Source organism: Photorhabdus akhurstii, from assembly GCF_019090985.1.
GTDB classification, from domain to species: domain Bacteria; phylum Pseudomonadota; class Gammaproteobacteria; order Enterobacterales; family Enterobacteriaceae; genus Photorhabdus; species Photorhabdus akhurstii.
The window spans coordinates 57,502-74,093 of the sequence record NZ_CP020335.1; the positions used below are offsets into that span (position 1 = coordinate 57,502).

Sequence of the window (16,592 nt, forward strand, 5' to 3'; positions counted from 1 at the left end):
TAAGATCATTCGCGCTCTGTTAATAACTTTTGGCAAGCGAGAAGTGCACTGTGACTGTCACCTTGGATGATAGAATTAACAATTGTTTTATGAGCTTCCAGTTGTACAACTTTATCGGAAATAATAGCTTCAAAGTAGTTCTGGTAAACTAGATGAAATAAATTGGCAAAAGAGCATAAGAATGGATTTCCACAAGATTTGTAAATGGTATAGTGAAACTGGTAATCAATCTCTATCCATTTTTCCCGGTTAAAATTTTCTTTTAGTAGATACATTTCATCTATTACCTGTAAGAGCTGCTTCCTTTGTTTTTGTGTGGCATTTTGTGCAGCAAGAAAGCAAGCTTGTGGCTCTATTGCTAATCTTACTATATGGAAATGTTCAACCACTTGGTTAAGGTTGTCACGACTCATCCACCACTTTAATAAATCCTGATCAAGGAAATTCCAATGAATCGTTGGCATGATTCGAGTACCAATACGTGGGCGAGGTAATAGCATACCTTTGGCTGCAAGTATTTTTATTGCTTCACGAACAGAGGTTCTGCTGACGTTAAATTGTTCAGCGAGTTCTATTTCACCAGGAAGGATAGTTTCAGCTTTATATTCACCAGATAAAATCTGTTGTCCGATTTTTTCAGCTAAAAGATAAGAAAGGTTTTTCTGGGAAGCTTTTCTTTGTTCTTTAAATTGCATAGTGGATTTGAACCCTTTCCCGTATTTGTCTACTTAATAGTACCTTAGTTTGGGAATAATTATTGTCGACGCCATCAATCTTGTATAAAAAAAACGCAAAAATGCAGGTTTTGTTGAAAAAATCTGCGAATGGCAGTTTTTTTTCAATAAATACTTGCCAGCGTCAAAGAACTCCCTATAATGCGCCACCACTGACCGACACAACGCTGATAAACATTGTGAGGTCAGGCAGAGAGAAAGCAAATAAGCGCTTGACTCTGCGGGCGAACAGCGTAGTATACGCAGCCCGGCTGAACGAGAATGTGATTTTTTGATTCAGCCTGCTCTTTAACAATTAATCAGACAATCTGTGTGGGCACTCACAAGACCGTATCACAAAAAAATACGTTTTAAAGTCTTGAAGAGTGAACAACAGTTAATTCATTACGAACTAATTAGTCAGAATTCTTTGAGCATCAAGCTTTGAATTGAAGAGTTTGATCATGGCTCAGATTGAACGCTGGCGGCAGGCCTAACACATGCAAGTCGGGCGGTAACAGGAAAGCGCTCGCGCTTTTGCTGACGAGCGGCGGACGGGTGAGTAATGTCTGGGGATCTGCCCGAGGGCGGGGGATAACCACTGGAAACGGTGGCTAATACCGCATAATGTCGCGAGACCAAAGTGGGGGACCTGAAAGGGCCTCACGCCGTCGGATGAACCCAGATGGGATTAGCTGGTAGGTAGGGTAATGGCCTACCTAGGCGACGATCCCTAGCTGGTCTGAGAGGATGACCAGCCACACTGGGACTGAGACACGGCCCAGACTCCTACGGGAGGCAGCAGTGGGGAATATTGCACAATGGGCGCAAGCCTGATGCAGCCATGCCGCGTGTATGAAGAAGGCCTTCGGGTTGTAAAGTACTTTCAGCGGGGAAGAAGGATGTAACTTGAACAGAGTTGGATTTTGACGTTACCCGCAGAAGAAGCACCGGCTAACTCCGTGCCAGCAGCCGCGGTAATACGGAGGGTGCGAGCGTTAATCGGAATGACTGGGCGTAAAGCGCACGCAGGCGGTCAATTAAGTTAGATGTGAAATCCCCGGGCTCAACCTGGGAACGGCATCTAAGACTGGTTGACTGGAGTCTCGTAGAGGGGGGTAGAATTCCATGTGTAGCGGTGAAATGCGTAGAGATGTGGAGGAATACCGGTGGCGAAGGCGGCCCCCTGGACGAAGACTGACGCTCAGGTGCGAAAGCGTGGGGAGCAAACAGGATTAGATACCCTGGTAGTCCACGCTGTAAACGATGTCGATTTGGAGGTTGTGGCCCTGAGCTGTGGCTTCCGAAGCTAACGCGTTAAATCGACCGCCTGGGGAGTACGGCCGCAAGGTTAAAACTCAAATGAATTGACGGGGGCCCGCACAAGCGGTGGAGCATGTGGTTTAATTCGATGCAACGCGAAGAACCTTACCTACTCTTGACATCCTCAGAATTTGCTGGAGACAGCGAAGTGCCTTCGGGAACTGAGAGACAGGTGCTGCATGGCTGTCGTCAGCTCGTGTTGTGAAATGTTGGGTTAAGTCCCGCAACGAGCGCAACCCTTATCCTTTGTTGCCAGCACGTCGAGGTGGGAACTCAAAGGAGACTGCCGGTGATAAACCGGAGGAAGGTGGGGATGACGTCAAGTCATCATGGCCCTTACGAGTAGGGCTACACACGTGCTACAATGGCGGATACAAAGTGAAGCGACCTCGCGAGAGCAAGCGGAACACACAAAGTCTGTCGTAGTCCGGATTGGAGTCTGCAACTCGACTCCATGAAGTCGGAATCGCTAGTAATCGTAGATCAGCATGCTACGGTGAATACGTTCCCGGGCCTTGTACACACCGCCCGTCACACCATGGGAGTGGGTTGCAAAAGAAGTCGGTAGCTTAACCGCGAGGAGGGCGCTGACCACTTTGTGGCTCATGACTGGGGTGAAGTCGTAACAAGGTAACCGTAGGGGAACCTGCGGTTGGATCACCTCCTTACCTGAGATAGGTTAAGTGCAGTGCTCACACAGATTGTCTGATGAAAGTCGAGAGCAAGGGAGTCTGCGAAGCCGACCATCGGGTCCCCTTCGTCTAGAGGCCTAGGACACCGCCCTTTCACGGCGGTAACAGGGGTTCGAATCCCCTAGGGGACGCCACTTGCAGGATAACGGGTGAAAGGCGTTGTCGATGTATCTTTAAGCGGATTTTAGGAATCTGTTTAGCGATATAAGCTCTTTAACAATCTGGAACAAGCTGAAAAATTGGAATGCCCAATAATATCATCGAGGTATTATTGAGGCGTCTCTCAAGCTGAGCAATCCGAGACCTTTTCGGGTTGTGAGGTTAAGCGAATAAGCGTACACGGTGGATGCCTAGGCAGTCAGAGGCGATGAAGGACGTGCTAATCTGCGAAAAGCGTCGGTAAGCTGATATGAAGCGCCATAACCGGCGATGTCCGAATGGGGAAACCCAGTGCAATGCGTTGCACTATCATTAACTGAATCCATAGGTTAATGAGGCGAACCGGGGGAACTGAAACATCTCAGTACCCCGAGGAAAAGAAATCAACCGAGATTCCCCCAGTAGCGGCGAGCGAACGGGGAGCAGCCCAGAACCAGCATCAGCGATGCCATCAGAGGAACGGTCTGGAAAGGCCGGCGAGAGAGGGTGACAGCCCCGTACTCGAAGGTGGCATGGCTGTGAGTTCGACGAGTAAGGCGGGACACGAGAAATCCTGTCTGAAGAGGGGGGGACCATCCTCCAAGGCTAAATACTCCTGACTGACCGATAGTGAACCAGTACCGTGAGGGAAAGGCGAAAAGAACCCCGGCGAGGGGAGTGAAAGAGAACCTGAAACCGTGTACGTACAAGCAGTGGAAGCCTTGATTCGTCAGGGTGACTGCGTACCTTTTGTATAATGGGTCAGCGACTTATATTCTGTAGCAAGGTTAACCGTATAGGGGAGCCGCAGGGAAACCGAGTCTTAACTGGGCGAATAAGTTGCAGGGTATAGACCCGAAACCCGGTGAGCTAGCCATGGGCAGGTTGAAGGTTGGGTAACACTAACTGGAGGACCGAACCGACTAATGTTGAAAAATTAGCGGATGACCTGTGGCTGGGGGTGAAAGGCCAATCAAACCGGGAGATAGCTGGTTCTCCCCGAAAGCTATTTAGGTAGCGCCTCGTGAAGTCATCTTCGGGGGTAGAGCACTGTTTCGGCTAGGGGGCCATCCCGGCTTACCAACCCGATGCAAACTGCGAATACCGAAGAATGTTATCACGGGAGACACACGGCGGGTGCTAACGTCCGTCGTGAAGAGGGAAACAACCCAGACCGCCAGCTAAGGTCCCGAAGTCATGGTTAAGTGGGAAACGATGTGGGAAGGCCCAGACAGCCAGGATGTTGGCTTAGAAGCAGCCATCATTGAAAGAAAGCGTAATAGCTCACTGGTCGAGTCGGCCTGCGCGGAAGATGTAACGGGGCTAAACCATGCGCCGAAGCTGCGGCAATGACATTCAGGTGTTATTGGGTAGGGGAGCGTTCTGTAAGCCGTTGAAGGTGGCGCTGTGAGGCCCGCTGGAGGTATCAGAAGTGCGAATGCTGACATAAGTAACGATAAAGCGGGTGAAAAACCCGCTCGCCGGAAGACCAAGGGTTCCTGTCCAACGTTAATCGGGGCAGGGTGAGTCGACCCCTAAGGCGAGGCCGAACGGCGTAGCTGATGGGAAACAGGTTAATATTCCTGTACTGAATGTGACTGCGAAGGGGGGACGGAGAAGGCTAGGCCATCCGGGCGACGGTCGTCCCGGTTTAAGCGTGTAGGTGGGAGGAGCAGGCAAATCCGCTCTTCTGTAACACTGAGGCGTGATGACGAGCTGCTACGGCAGTGAAGTGGTTGATGCCCGGCTTCCAGGAAAAGCCTCTAAGCATCAGGTGACATTGAATCGTACCCCAAACCGACACAGGTGGTCAGGTAGAGAATACTCAGGCGCTTGAGAGAACTCGGGTGAAGGAACTAGGCAAAATGGTGCCGTAACTTCGGGAGAAGGCACGCTGGCGGCAGGTGAAGGAGTTTGCCTCCGGAGCCGAAGCCAGTCGCAGAGACCAGCTGGCTGCAACTGTTTATTAAAAACACAGCACTGTGCAAACACGTAAGTGGACGTATACGGTGTGACGCCTGCCCGGTGCTGGAAGGTTAATTGATGGGGTTAGCCGCAAGGCGAGGCTCTTGATCGAAGCCCCAGTAAACGGCGGCCGTAACTATAACGGTCCTAAGGTAGCGAAATTCCTTGTCGGGTAAGTTCCGACCTGCACGAATGGCGTAATGATGGCCAGGCTGTCTCCACCCGAGACTCAGTGAAATTGAACTCGCTGTGAAGATGCAGTGTCCCCGCGGCAAGACGGAAAGACCCCGTGAACCTTTACTATAGCTTGACACTGAACATGGAGCCTTGATGTGTAGGATAGGTGGGAGGCCTGGAAGTGCGGACGCCAGTCTGCATGGAGCCATCCTTGAAATACCACCCTTGAATGTTCGATGTTCTCACTTAAGCCCGTTATCCGGGCTGAGGACAGTGTCTGGCGGGTAGTTTGACTGGGGCGGTCTCCTCCCAAAGCGTAACGGAGGAGCACGAAGGTTGGCTAATCACGGTCGGACATCGTGAGGTTAGTGCAAAGGCATAAGCCAGCTTAACTGCGAGAGTGACGGCTCGAGCAGGTACGAAAGTAGGTCTTAGTGATCCGGTGGTTCTGAATGGAAGGGCCATCGCTCAACGGATAAAAGGTACTCCGGGGATAACAGGCTGATACCGCCCAAGAGTTCATATCGACGGCGGTGTTTGGCACCTCGATGTCGGCTCATCACATCCTGGGGCTGAAGTAGGTCCCAAGGGTATGGCTGTTCGCCATTTAAAGTGGTACGCGAGCTGGGTTTAGAACGTCGTGAGACAGTTCGGTCCCTATCTGCCGTGGGCGCAGGAAGATTGAAAGGGGCTGCTCCTAGTACGAGAGGACCGGAGTGGACGCACCGCTGGTGTACGGGTTGTCATGCCAATGGCATCGCCCGGTAGCTAAGTGCGGGAGAGATAACCGCTGAAAGCATCTAAGCGGGAAACTTGCCTTGAGATGAGTCTTCCCTTGACTTTAGTCACGGAAGGAACGTTTAAGACGAAGACGTGGATAGGCTGGGTGTGTAAGCGCAGCGATGCGTTGAGCTGACCAGTACTAATGAACCGAGCGGCTTAACCTTACAACGCCGAAGGGGTTTTGGCGTCCAGCAGGCCGATGTCAGAAGACAGCGGCCGGAAGAGAGAGATTTCAGCTTGTTCAGAGATTGGTTCCAATGGTTGTGGTGACTTAGAGTCAGACAAGGGTTGGAATAAAACGGAATATGCCTGGCGGCGATAGCGCGGCGGTCCCACCTGACCCCATGCCGAACTCAGCAGTGAAACGCCGTAGCGCCGATGGTAGTGTGGGGTCTCCCCATGTGAGAGTAGGACACTGCCAGGCTTTAAATACAGTGGAAACCCTCAGCGTAAGCTGGGGGTTTTTGCGTATTGAGGCATATCTCACTTTGTTTGCTTATATACCCATGCTCATTGAAACTGCTTGATTTTACCCCAAATGAGGTCATGGTATCAGTCATGAAAATCTTCATTACCGATGAACAAAAAGCCGAACTTGAACACCTCCATCACACCTGCCGTGATAAGAGAGAGTGTGATCGCATCAAAGCGATCCTGCTAGCCTGGAGTTCAGTAATGGTTGCTCAGGCCCTGCGTCTTAATGAAACGACCGTTAATCGTCATATCAGCGATTACCTTAATCACCGCAAACTGAAGCCCGAAACGGAGCCGGTTACCACCGGAGTGAGCTGGTGAAAAACTGGGCTTATGTGATGAATATCGACCTTCATTACTTACCGCCATACAGCCCGAATCTGAACCCGATAGAAAGGCTATGGAAGGTGATGAATGAACAAGTCAGAAATAACCATTATTTCGCCTCGACGACCTTGTTCAGGCAGGCAATACATCGCTTTTTTACGGAAATATTACCGGAACTTGCCGGGAACCTGTCGTGCCGTATTAATGACAACTTCCAGGTTTTGAATCCTGCATCTTCAAGTTAAGCGGGTATATATTGTTGCTTGGTTACTACTTCTATGTGCATTCTTATGGTTAACTTAGCCATGATATCAACCATAAATACATTATTTATGGACATAAGAAAACGTAAACCTATTTTCATTCAAGTCAGCCATGTATTGTATATGATACTTGGATATTGGAATCCAAATCATTTACCTAAAGCTTTGATATCTTTCTCATCAGAAAGTTCGCTATATTTCATCAGGTTTTTATTACCATCTATCACCATTAGCTCTTTCTGTGATTTGAAACAATTGCTTAATGGTGAACGGCAGTATTCTGGAAATTTATGATAAATACCTAGCCAATCACTGATAAGGTAATAATTATCTGAAGTTGAGAAAGGGGTATTTATTACACCAGTATGACGATATTTTTGATCAACATTATCGTTATACCAAATAAATAAGGGGATATTATAAGCCTCTTTTCGAGGATGACTAACTCCGTGGTGATAACGAATGTCACCGTTTTTATCTAAGCGTTGTAATCCATGATCTGAAAAATAGAGAATAGATGCTTTATAATCTTTGATTTTATTAATGATTTTCTCTATTAGATGATCAGTATAAATTATTGAGCTGTCATAGCAATTATCATCTTCGTTCGATGAGAAAGATATCAGTTTATTTTCGGGAAATCGGTTACAGGATGGCTCATGACTGCCGTAGATATGCATAATAATAAATTTTTTACCTTTCTGTTTTAGTGCATCATCTAGATAGGGTAGTAACTCTTCATCGTATCCAATATATTCATTCCATTTTTGGCTTTCAGCCATATTAGCAATAACTGTAATCAGGCTATTGCTTTTACCTGATCTTCCTTGATTACTTATCCAAGTTGTCCTAAAACCTGCATCTTTAGCTAAAGATATAATATTGTCGGCATAATGAACCTTATTTCTGAGCTGATATAGAGTAATATTAGAAAGCGAAATAGGTAAGGATAATATAGTAACTGGAGCTGGGGAAATAGCTTGATTGAATATCAACATATTTCTCTGCATTGTGTCTAATGTCGGTGTTGTGGTTTTGTTATAACCGTACAGAGACATATGATCTCTTCTTACTGATTCTCCTATCAGCAATATGTAAATATCAATATCTTTATCTTCTTTTATGTAATTAAAATTCACATTAACAGAAGAAATATTTTTAATTTGTTGATTTTCATATATTGCTTTTACCATTGCTGATGAGTTATAGAATGGTGTTCCCATTAGAAAGTGTTCTGATAGAATAATATCATCTGAATATTTCTTTCCTGAGATATAGTAGTCAACAGGCACTAATAGGCAGACAAAAATAAAAGCCCATAAACTGGATTTGAGTAATTTTTTGTCTATATTTTTGGATAGCCATCTAATAGACAAAAAATATATTAACAACATGAAAATAAAGAAAAGCACATAGTATTTATTGTAGGACAACATACCTACAGCTTCGTTGCTATTTGTATTAATAAAAGTATTGGCAATAGTTGAAGAAAAGCTTATCTGGTGTTCATTAAAGAAGAAAAAAGATGTGGATATATTAAGCGACCACAATAGAGAAATAAGTAAAACCAATGGTTTAAGATATTTATAACAATAAAAGAATGCGTTAACACTTGCTAGCAAGAAACTCAGTAATATTATTTTTAACTTATACTCACCGGCTAAATCGCTAGTGAAAATTATCGGTAGTAAAGAGAGAATCAAAATAATAATAATCGGAGATTTATTTCGCATACAGATTAATAGTTTAATTAATAAATTGAAATAAAAGAGTTAATCATTAACCTGTGATTAAAACAAGAGGTTAACTTGTGAAATAGCTCTGAATTCAGGTGACTTCTAATGAAAATACCTCTCCCGAAGGAGAGGTTGGACATAAAAACGTAACTAATGTGTTTTTCCTTGTGCGATACCGAGTCCTGTTTGTGATCGAATAAACTGGATTCTAAATTGTTCTCTTTCCTGCATACCTTGTTGTGAATTATCGGTGATAGAAAATAGCCATGAGCCAATAAAAGCGATAATCATTGAAAATAATGCTGGATATTCATAAGGATAGATTGGTCTCTCGTGACCGAGAATGCTGACCCAGATTGTTGGGCCGAGAATCATCAAAACCACCGCTGTAATTAATCCTAGCCAACCCCCAGCTAAGGCACCACGGGTAGTGAGTTTACGCCAGTACATAGATAAAAGAATAATTGGGAAGTTACAGCTTGCAGCAATAGAAAATGCCAATCCAACCATGAAGGCTATATTCTGGTTTTCAAATAAAATACCTAATCCGATTGCGATAAACCCAAGTATCACAACTGTTATTTTTGATACTCTCAGTTCATCTCGTTCATTGGTTTTACCGCGTTTAATGGCGTTTGCATATAGGTCATGTGATACCGCTGATGCGCCAGCCAGCGTTAGCCCCGCAACAACGGCTAGAATTGTGGCAAAGGCGACAGCAGAGATGAACCCCAGGAACAAGTTGCCTCCAACTGCATTAGCGAGGTGAACGGCTGCCATGTTAGTCCCACCAATGAGCGCGCCGGTAGCATCTTTAAAGGAAGGGTTTGGACTAACCAGTAAAATAGCACCGAAGCCGATAATAAAAGTCAGAATGTAAAAATAGCCAATAAAGCCAGTAGCATAGAAAACACTTTTTCGTGCTTCTTTCGCATCACTTACAGTAAAGAAACGCATAATAATATGAGGTAAACCAGCAGTACCAAACATCAATGCCAGACCGAGAGAAAGTGCGGATATTGGGTCAGATACCAACCCTCCTGGACTCATGATAGCTTCACCTTTTGAGTGAACAGCAACAGCTTCTTTGAATAACGTATTGAAATTGAAGTTTACTGTTTTCATGACCATAAGCGCCATAAAGGTGGCGCCAGCTAGTAATAGGATAGCTTTGATAATTTGTACCCAAGTCGTTGCTAGCATACCGCCAAATAGAACATAAAGTACCATCAGGATACCAACCAATACGACCGCTACATGGTAATTGAGTCCAAAAAGCAATTCGATAAGTTTACCTGCCCCAACCATTTGAGCGATAAGATAAAGAGCGACAACAAACAGCGAACCAATTGCAGATAACGTACGGATTGGACGTTGCTGTAACCGGTAAGAAGCGACATCGGCAAAAGTATAGCGTCCAAGGTTTCTTAATCTTTCGGCAATCAGAAATAGGATAATAGGCCAGCCAATCAGGAAGCCGATAGAGTAAATTAGTCCATCATAACCAGAGGTATAGACTAAAGCGGAAATACCAAGGAATGATGCTGCGGACATAAAATCTCCCGCAATTGCCATTCCATTTTGAAAACCTGTAATACGTCCACCCGCCGTGTAGTAATCACTACGGGAGCGTGTTTTTTTTGAGGCCCAGTAAGTGATATAGAGTGTAAAACCAACAAACAGGACAAACATGATAATAGCTTGAACGTTGACAGGTTGCCTTTCTCCGGTTTCAGAGATTGCATTAGCCCAGGTGAGATGAGGAAATAGCATTATTGCTAATAGCAGGAACTTTTTCATTTCTTTACCTCACTGAGAATTTGTGAGGTAAGGTGATCAAACTCGCTATTGGCTCTGATGACATATAAGCCGGTTAAGATGAATGAAATAATAATTAAACCAATACCAACCGGTATTCCACGGGTAATACTGGAATCATTATAAAGGGGAGTACCTAGCCATTCGGGTGAAAATGCAATGAGAAAAATAAAACTGACATACAGAATTAATGTGATTATTGATAGCAACCATGCAAAACGTCCTCGCTTTTCAACCAATTCTTTAAAACGAGGGTTATTTTCGATCCCTTGGTAAATATCGTCATTCATCGGAATATATCCTCTTATATTTATTATATTTTGATTACAGCCGCCTTACGGCGGCATGATCTGTTACGAAATTCTCATTGTTTGTTTTTCTTCCAACAATTTTTCTACTACGCCTGGATCTGCTAGTGTTGAAATGTCTCCTAGATTGCTGGTATCGCCGGAGGCTATTTTGCGCAGAATACGGCGCATAATTTTTCCTGAGCGGGTTTTTGGTAAGGAGTCTGTCCAGTGTAGGATATCTGGTGTAGCAATCGGGCCGATTTCTTTACGTACCCAATTACGGACTTCTGTATAGAGTTCTGGAGAGGGTTCTTCACCGTGATTTAAGGTGACATAAGCGTAAATTGCTTGCCCTTTAATGTTATGCGGGGTACCTACGACAGCAGCTTCTGCAATTTTAGGATGAGAGACCAAAGCAGATTCAATTTCAGCAGTACCTAAACGGTGGCCGGAAATATTCAACACGTCATCAACACGGCCAGTTATCCAATAGTAGCCATCTTCATCACGGCGTGCTCCATCGCCACTGAAATACATCCCCTTAAAGGTGGAAAAATAGGTTTGTTCGAAGCGATCATGATCACCAAATAGTGAGCGTGCTTGTCCTGGCCAGGAATCAGTAATAACCAGGTTTCCTTCACAAACACCTTCTAGTAGCTCACCAAGATTATCAACCAACGCGGGCTGAACACCGAAGAAAGGTAGCGTTGCGGAACCTGCTTTTAGTTCGGTTGCGCCCGGCAGTGGTGTGATCATGAAGCCACCAGTTTCTGTTTGCCACCAGGTATCGACAATCGGGCAATTGCTGTTACCAATTTTCTGGTAATACCATTCCCAAGCTTCCGGATTAATCGGTTCGCCAACTGATCCCATAATACGCAGAGAAGTACGTTTTGTTTCTTCAATAGCTTTGTCGCCTTCAGCCATCAGGGCTCGAATCGCTGTAGGCGCTGTGTACAGGATATTGACCTGATGTTTATCAATAACCTGACTCAGACGGTTAACCGCAGGATAGTTTGGTACGCCTTCAAACATTAGAGTGATAGCGCCGCAGGAAAGGGGACCGTAGAGCAGGTAGCTATGCCCGGTAACCCATCCCACATCTGCTGTGCACCAATAGACTTCCCCCGGCTGATAGTCGAATACATATTTAAATGTCAGAGATGCATATACAAGGTAACCTCCAGTGGTGTGCAATACACCTTTAGGTTTACCGGTAGAGCCTGAGGTATAGAGAATAAATAGCGGGTCTTCTGCATTCATCTCTTCGACTGGGCAATCAGCACTAGCGTCTGCTACCAATTCATGCCACCAAAGGTCACGGCCAGATTGCCAGTGACTAATATTTCCAGTACGTTTAAAAACGATCACATTGGATACACTGACAACGGCTGCATTATTTAATGCATCATCAACATTCTTTTTCAGGGGAATGGTGCGTCCGGCTCTCAATCCTTCATCGGCGGTAATGACCAATTTTGTGTTTGAATCGATGATGCGCCCGGATACGGCGTCAGGAGAAAAACCCGCGAAAATAACAGAGTGAATAGCACCAATGCGGGCACATGCCAACATGGCAACCGCTGCTTCTGGCACCATCGGCATGTAAATAGCAACAACATCGCCTTTTTTAATACCCAGATTTTTTAATACATTGGCAAACTGACATACATCATGGTGTAGTTCACGATAGGTTATTGCTTTGGATTCTGTTGGATCATCACCTTCCCAGATAATAGCGGTTTGATCGCCACGTTCTTTTAGATGACGATCGAGACAATTTGCGCTTAAGTTTAGTGTCCCATCTTCAAACCAGCGGATATTGATATGTCCAGGATCAAAAGAGGTATTTTTTACCTTGGTGTAGGGCTTAATCCAGTCAATAATTTTGCCTTTCTCACCCCAGAACCTTTCGGGATCTTGCAACGATAATTGATAATCTTGTTGATATTGTTGTTTATTCATCAGGGCATGTTCTGCGATGGAGGCAGGAATAGGGTGCTTCATTATTTTGGTCATATAATATTCTCCTTACGAATGTTAATATTATGTCAAATCAAAGTTAACTAAAGTGTAAAGAGAATTTTTGTTTTTTTTTTGCGCGGAAGATCACGCAATAAAAAGAATATTTTTCACGTAATCGTCATTTAGTGTGGCGGGTTTATTTAGGTTTAATTGCTAACCAAAAATAGTAATTCAAAATCCTAATCCAATAATAATGTTAAATATAGATAAATTGACTGATAAGTTGCTGAAACACAGTCATATAACAAAACCATAATGAGAGTATGGTATTGATAAACATTTCCAATAATATTTAATTAACTATAATGATCACGTTGTTCACAAGGTGTGGACTTTGAACCATTCTTATATGACTGGAGTACATGATATGAGCTATTCATTACCTTCTCTTCCTTATTCTTATGAAGCTCTGGAACCTCATTTTGATAAGCAGACGATGGAAATTCACCATACCAAGCATCATCAGACTTACGTCAATAATACCAATAGTGCCTTGGAAGCTTTCCCAGAGCTAGCGGGACTGGATATTGATGATCTGATTCAGCAATTAGATAAAATACCTGCTGATAAGCGTACTTTTGTACGTAACAATGCTGGTGGACACGCTAACCATAGCTTGTTTTGGAAAGGTCTGAAATTAGGTACAACTCTGCAAGGCCCATTAAAAGAAGCTATTGAACGTGATTTCGGTAGCATAGATTCTTTTAAAGAGAAATTTGAGCAGGCAGCGGCTACCCGTTTTGGTTCTGGCTGGGCGTGGCTAGTACTGAAAGATGATGGCAAGCTGGCGGTTGTATCGACTGCTAACCAGGATAGCCCATTAATGGGCGAAGCTATTTCTGGTGCATCTGGTTATCCGATTATTGGTCTGGATGTTTGGGAACATGCTTATTACTTACAGTACCAAAACCGTCGTCCTGACTATATTAAAGCGTTCTGGAACGTTGTTAACTGGGATGAAGCAGCAACACGTTATCAGGAAAAAGTGAAATAACTAGCTGAATAATTTCTCTTTTCTGCTATGCCGGCTGATATGACTGCCGGCATTTTTATTGGTTGAATGTTGGTTTATGATGGTGATGTCAGACTGATTTCAATAAGGAAAGTGCATTATGTATTGTCCGCAGGTATATACAGGTAAAATTGAAATATCAGGAAAACTTTCTGCTAGCGCAATTAATAAACGAATGGTTGATGGTAGTCTAAGTCTGACTTCTCTAGGATTGGAAGGTGATGAGCAGGCTGAAACCCATTTCCACGGTGGACCTGATCGTGCACTTTGTCATTATCCTCGTGAACACTATGATTTCTGGAAACATCAATTTCCTGATCAAGAAGATTTTTTTATTGCTCCAGCGTTTGGTGAAAATATTTCCACAACGGGGTTGACTGAAGAAAATGTTTGTATTGGTGACATTTTCAGTTGGGGTGGGGCAATGATTCAGGTAACTCAGCCTCGTTCGCCTTGTTACAAACTTAACTGTCATTCTGGTATCAGCAATTTTTCTGCCATTATGCAGGAGAGTGGCCGTTGTGGCTGGCTTTATAGAATTATTTCCACAGGAAATGTCAGCCCAGATGAGCCTCTTGTTCTTGTTTCCCGTAATAGTGATGTTTTAATTAAGGAAGCGATAGCTATTGCTTTTAATATGCCATTTGACGAGGAGCAATATCGTCGGCTGATGAGTGCCGCTGGCTTATCTGCTAGTTGGAGCCTGACTATGCAAAAGCGGGTGATGTTTGGAAAGATTGAGGATTTTAACCGTAGGTTATTCGGAAAATAATAAAATGTGCACGTGATGAACGTGCATATTTTAGATTGCTGGTTTTTAACGTTGTTTTTATTCCTTTATTAACCTTGCGATTTAGTGTTTTTTATTGACTTTTCTAAGTCCGATTTATCAGGTTAAATCATATGGATTATCTTTTCTATACCATTTAAAAACAAATGGTTATATAAAACTCTCTTATTTAAATGCGTTATCTGAAAATGATAAAATAGTAGTTAAGAAAAGCCGATAGTCTTTTAGATTAACCAGATTACAGCGAAAAAAGAATAAAAACATTTAACAGTATTAAAACCATTAAATAAATTGGTTTTGATTTTAATACTATTAGCATATCTATTATCCTTTTTGGTTTTAAACTTAAAATAAATCAAATAGAGGAAAAACGAGAAAACTTAAGTATCAGTTTAATGAAAATGGAAAAACCATTAGATTTGCAAAAATTGCTCGTTTAAACGGTAATCTGGCAGGTTTTTTAAAATAAAGTTACGCACATCTGGTTTTCGGTTGATTTATCAAGTGATTGATGAAGAAATCGTGATATAGGTTATTGTTGTTGGTAAACGTGAGGATGAGAAAGCCTATGATACTGTGCGTAAATGGATTCACTGAGGTTGAGCAAAAAAACAGGCGTATCTGGGTAAAAGGCTTTTTCTCTGCTGTACAAAAAACAGATTTAATTTAGAATTACCCCGTTTTCCAAACAGCCCCTAGGTCATGTGGGTGAATTTAAGCGATTCCACCAAAATAGTGTTTCGTAATACCCGGTTATCCCGAACAATCCTGTTGAGATAGAAACCACGATGTCCGATATCAGTAATCTGCTGCGGGATCCGCAGTTTTTTTCCATGCTGCATAAACAGATGTTGCAGTTTGCCAGCTTGCAGTTGAATGATTTTCATCAGGCGGAAGATGTTGTCCAAGAGGCGTTGGAAGGGGCGATGAAGAATGCCGCTTCTTTTGCCGGACGAGCCGCTTGGAAGAGTTGGGTGTTTACGATCCTGCGCAACAAAATCTCGGATGCCTTGCGTATGCGTTATCGGCACAGCAACGTGCAATTGACTGATGATGTTGATGAGCAAAATTTCGAAGCGCTGTTTGATGAATCTGGTCACTGGCCGAGAAATGAGCATCCACAGCGCTGGCATTTACCGGATGAAGCGGTCGAGCAGGAGCAGTTCTGGACGGTTTTCGAGCTTTGTTTGACGCAGTTGCCAACGCAAAACGCCCGGGCATTTATGATGCGCGAATTTATTGGCCTTGAAACTCAGGAGATCTGTCAGGAAATGGCGCTTTCTGTCAGCAACCTGAATGTGATGCTCTGGCGTGCGCGTATGCGTTTACGCGAATGTTTGTCACAACGTTGGTTTTCCCAGGAGGGTAAATATGCTTAGTTGTTATCAAGCTACGCGCCTGATGTCTCAGGCGCTGGATGAAAAAATCGTGCTTTCCCAACATGTTCAGCTAATGCTGCATTTGCGAATATGCGGCGGGTGCCGAAACGTCAGACAACAGCTTGCCGACCTGCGCACTATCACTTCCGCATTCACTCGTGGCGAAAACGAGAATCAAAATAAAGTAACGTAGGGAAGGGGAATCAGGTGGTACGATGGCGGTAAATCAGGCGATCAAGCGAAAACCTCCCACCGCCATACGTCACCAGATACAACTGAGCTGTCAGCCAGGTAGCGTGAACAGGCCAGGCATCCGGATAAACAAATATCTGAATCACCAGTGTCATCACCATTAATGCTAGCGCGGAGAAGCGTGTCGCTAATCCGACAATCAGCAGCAGCGGAAACAAGTGTTCTGCGGTTGCGGCCATGACGGCAGCAACATCGGGTGGTAGCAGAGGAAGCTTGTACTCGTTGGTAAAGAGCGACACGGAGCTGTCGGTAACGCGCGGGATACCTAATTGCCAGGGTGTGCGTGTTTCCAGAATATCTATGTTTAATCCCACCACTTTGCTTTGGCCCGACAGCCAGAATGTTGCGGCAAGGCTAATGCGCGCCAGAAGGGGGATAACACTTTCCTGCGCAATGTGTTGCCCTTTTAACACTAATGTTTTGAGTAATGCCATC

General features: G+C 44.3%; 11 protein-coding genes, 1 tRNA gene, 3 rRNA genes and 3 pseudogenes. 12 read left to right on the forward strand and 6 right to left on the reverse strand.

The window, feature by feature from the left end; translation table 11 throughout:
• Window positions 1-5: 5 nt before the first annotated feature.
• Window positions 6-695: a FadR/GntR family transcriptional regulator gene (locus B0X70_RS00295; RefSeq protein WP_036814845.1), complete on the reverse strand. Its 690-nt coding sequence runs from the start codon at window positions 693-695 to the stop codon at window positions 6-8.
• Window positions 696-1,159: 464 nt separating this feature from the next.
• Between B0X70_RS00295 and B0X70_RS00300 the strand changes: the two genes are divergently transcribed.
• The 7 genes and pseudogenes from B0X70_RS00300 to B0X70_RS26060 all read left to right on the forward strand — a co-directional run.
• Window positions 1,160-2,704, forward strand: a 16S ribosomal RNA gene (locus B0X70_RS00300).
• Between the two features lie 82 nt (window positions 2,705-2,786).
• A tRNA-Glu gene (locus B0X70_RS00305) sits at window positions 2,787-2,862 on the forward strand.
• A gap of 185 nt (window positions 2,863-3,047) precedes the next feature.
• Window positions 3,048-5,955 (forward strand): 23S ribosomal RNA (locus B0X70_RS00310).
• A 35-nt stretch (window positions 5,956-5,990) separates the two neighbouring features.
• On the forward strand, window positions 5,991-6,113 hold the full coding sequence (locus B0X70_RS25545; RefSeq protein WP_256448165.1) for a hypothetical protein: 123 nt from the start codon (window positions 5,991-5,993) through the stop codon (window positions 6,111-6,113).
• Window positions 6,100-6,215, forward strand: a 5S ribosomal RNA gene (gene rrf, locus B0X70_RS00315). The genes B0X70_RS25545 and rrf overlap by 14 nt, the downstream gene beginning before the upstream one ends.
• The 16S, 23S and 5S rRNA genes sit together here with 1 tRNA gene alongside, the layout of an rRNA operon.
• A gap of 134 nt (window positions 6,216-6,349) precedes the next feature.
• A pseudogene (locus tag B0X70_RS26055) lies at window positions 6,350-6,553 on the forward strand (IS630 family transposase); the annotation flags it as partial.
• Window positions 6,553-6,837 (forward strand): annotated as a pseudogene (locus tag B0X70_RS26060) (transposase); the annotation flags it as partial. The pseudogenes B0X70_RS26055 and B0X70_RS26060, both read left to right, overlap by 1 nt.
• A 167-nt stretch (window positions 6,838-7,004) precedes the next feature.
• Here B0X70_RS26060 and B0X70_RS00325 read toward each other — a convergent pair.
• From B0X70_RS00325 to acs, 4 genes are all read right to left on the reverse strand, one after another.
• Window positions 7,005-8,588: a phosphoethanolamine transferase family protein gene (locus B0X70_RS00325; protein ID WP_036812543.1), complete on the reverse strand. Its 1,584-nt coding sequence runs from the start codon at window positions 8,586-8,588 to the stop codon at window positions 7,005-7,007.
• Between the two features lie 153 nt (window positions 8,589-8,741).
• Window positions 8,742-10,391 (reverse strand): cation/acetate symporter ActP, encoded by a 1,650-nt coding sequence (actP, locus tag B0X70_RS00330; RefSeq protein ID WP_036779492.1) that lies wholly within the window; start codon window positions 10,389-10,391, stop codon window positions 8,742-8,744.
• Window positions 10,388-10,699, reverse strand: coding sequence for a DUF485 domain-containing protein (locus B0X70_RS00335; protein ID WP_110086039.1), 312 nt, complete (start codon window positions 10,697-10,699; stop codon window positions 10,388-10,390). The genes actP and B0X70_RS00335 overlap by 4 nt, the downstream gene beginning before the upstream one ends.
• A 63-nt stretch (window positions 10,700-10,762) precedes the next feature.
• Complete coding sequence (gene acs / locus B0X70_RS00340) at window positions 10,763-12,718, reverse strand: acetate--CoA ligase (RefSeq protein ID WP_036812545.1); 1,956 nt, start codon at window positions 12,716-12,718, stop codon at window positions 10,763-10,765.
• Window positions 12,719-13,091: 373 nt separating this feature from the next.
• Here acs and sodA point away from each other — a divergent pair, with 373 nt between their 5' ends.
• The 5 genes and pseudogenes from sodA to B0X70_RS00360 all read left to right on the forward strand — a co-directional run bounded on the left by sodA (window position 13,092) and on the right by B0X70_RS00360 (window position 16,098).
• Window positions 13,092-13,718 (forward strand): superoxide dismutase [Mn], encoded by a 627-nt coding sequence (gene sodA / locus B0X70_RS00345; protein WP_036812547.1) that lies wholly within the window; start codon window positions 13,092-13,094, stop codon window positions 13,716-13,718.
• Window positions 13,719-13,836: 118 nt separating this feature from the next.
• Window positions 13,837-14,508 carry a 6-hydroxyaminopurine reductase gene (yiiM, locus tag B0X70_RS00350; RefSeq protein WP_217470622.1) on the forward strand — a complete coding sequence of 224 codons (672 nt, stop codon included), beginning with the start codon at window positions 13,837-13,839 and terminating at the stop codon, window positions 14,506-14,508.
• A gap of 430 nt (window positions 14,509-14,938) precedes the next feature.
• Window positions 14,939-15,123 (forward strand): annotated as a pseudogene (locus tag B0X70_RS25840) (hypothetical protein).
• Window positions 15,124-15,314: 191 nt separating this feature from the next.
• A complete protein-coding gene (locus B0X70_RS00355; protein WP_036779478.1) occupies window positions 15,315-15,905 on the forward strand; it encodes an RNA polymerase factor sigma-70 in 591 nt (196 codons plus the stop codon).
• Window positions 15,898-16,098, forward strand: coding sequence for an anti-sigma factor family protein (locus tag B0X70_RS00360; RefSeq protein ID WP_036779475.1), 201 nt, complete (start codon window positions 15,898-15,900; stop codon window positions 16,096-16,098). The genes B0X70_RS00355 and B0X70_RS00360 overlap by 8 nt, the downstream gene beginning before the upstream one ends.
• Window positions 16,099-16,108: 10 nt before the next feature.
• Here B0X70_RS00360 and B0X70_RS00365 read toward each other — a convergent pair whose 3' ends face one another.
• The gene (locus tag B0X70_RS00365; RefSeq protein ID WP_110086038.1) at window positions 16,109-16,591 is read right to left on the reverse strand and encodes a DoxX family protein; all 483 of its coding nucleotides are present in this window, start codon (window positions 16,589-16,591) and stop codon (window positions 16,109-16,111) included.
• Window position 16,592: the final 1 nt, after the last annotated feature.

Bases quoted from the DNA above. Each gene is read 5' to 3' on its own strand.
- B0X70_RS00295 (WP_036814845.1), bottom strand. From the start codon at position 695: ATGCAATTTAAAGAACAAAGAAAAGCTTCCCAGAAAAACCTTTCTTAT.
- B0X70_RS25545 (WP_256448165.1), top strand. From the start codon at position 5,991: ATGTCAGAAGACAGCGGCCGGAAGAGAGAGATTTCAGCTTGTTCAGAG.
- B0X70_RS00325 (WP_036812543.1), bottom strand. From the start codon at position 8,588: ATGCGAAATAAATCTCCGATTATTATTATTTTGATTCTCTCTTTACTA.
- actP (WP_036779492.1), bottom strand. From the start codon at position 10,391: ATGAAAAAGTTCCTGCTATTAGCAATAATGCTATTTCCTCATCTCACC.
- B0X70_RS00335 (WP_110086039.1), bottom strand. From the start codon at position 10,699: ATGAATGACGATATTTACCAAGGGATCGAAAATAACCCTCGTTTTAAA.
- acs (WP_036812545.1), bottom strand. From the start codon at position 12,718: ATGACCAAAATAATGAAGCACCCTATTCCTGCCTCCATCGCAGAACAT.
- sodA (WP_036812547.1), top strand. From the start codon at position 13,092: ATGAGCTATTCATTACCTTCTCTTCCTTATTCTTATGAAGCTCTGGAA.
- yiiM (WP_217470622.1), top strand. From the start codon at position 13,837: ATGTATTGTCCGCAGGTATATACAGGTAAAATTGAAATATCAGGAAAA.
- B0X70_RS00355 (WP_036779478.1), top strand. From the start codon at position 15,315: ATGTCCGATATCAGTAATCTGCTGCGGGATCCGCAGTTTTTTTCCATG.
- B0X70_RS00360 (WP_036779475.1), top strand. From the start codon at position 15,898: ATGCTTAGTTGTTATCAAGCTACGCGCCTGATGTCTCAGGCGCTGGAT.
- B0X70_RS00365 (WP_110086038.1), bottom strand. From the start codon at position 16,591: ATGGCATTACTCAAAACATTAGTGTTAAAAGGGCAACACATTGCGCAG.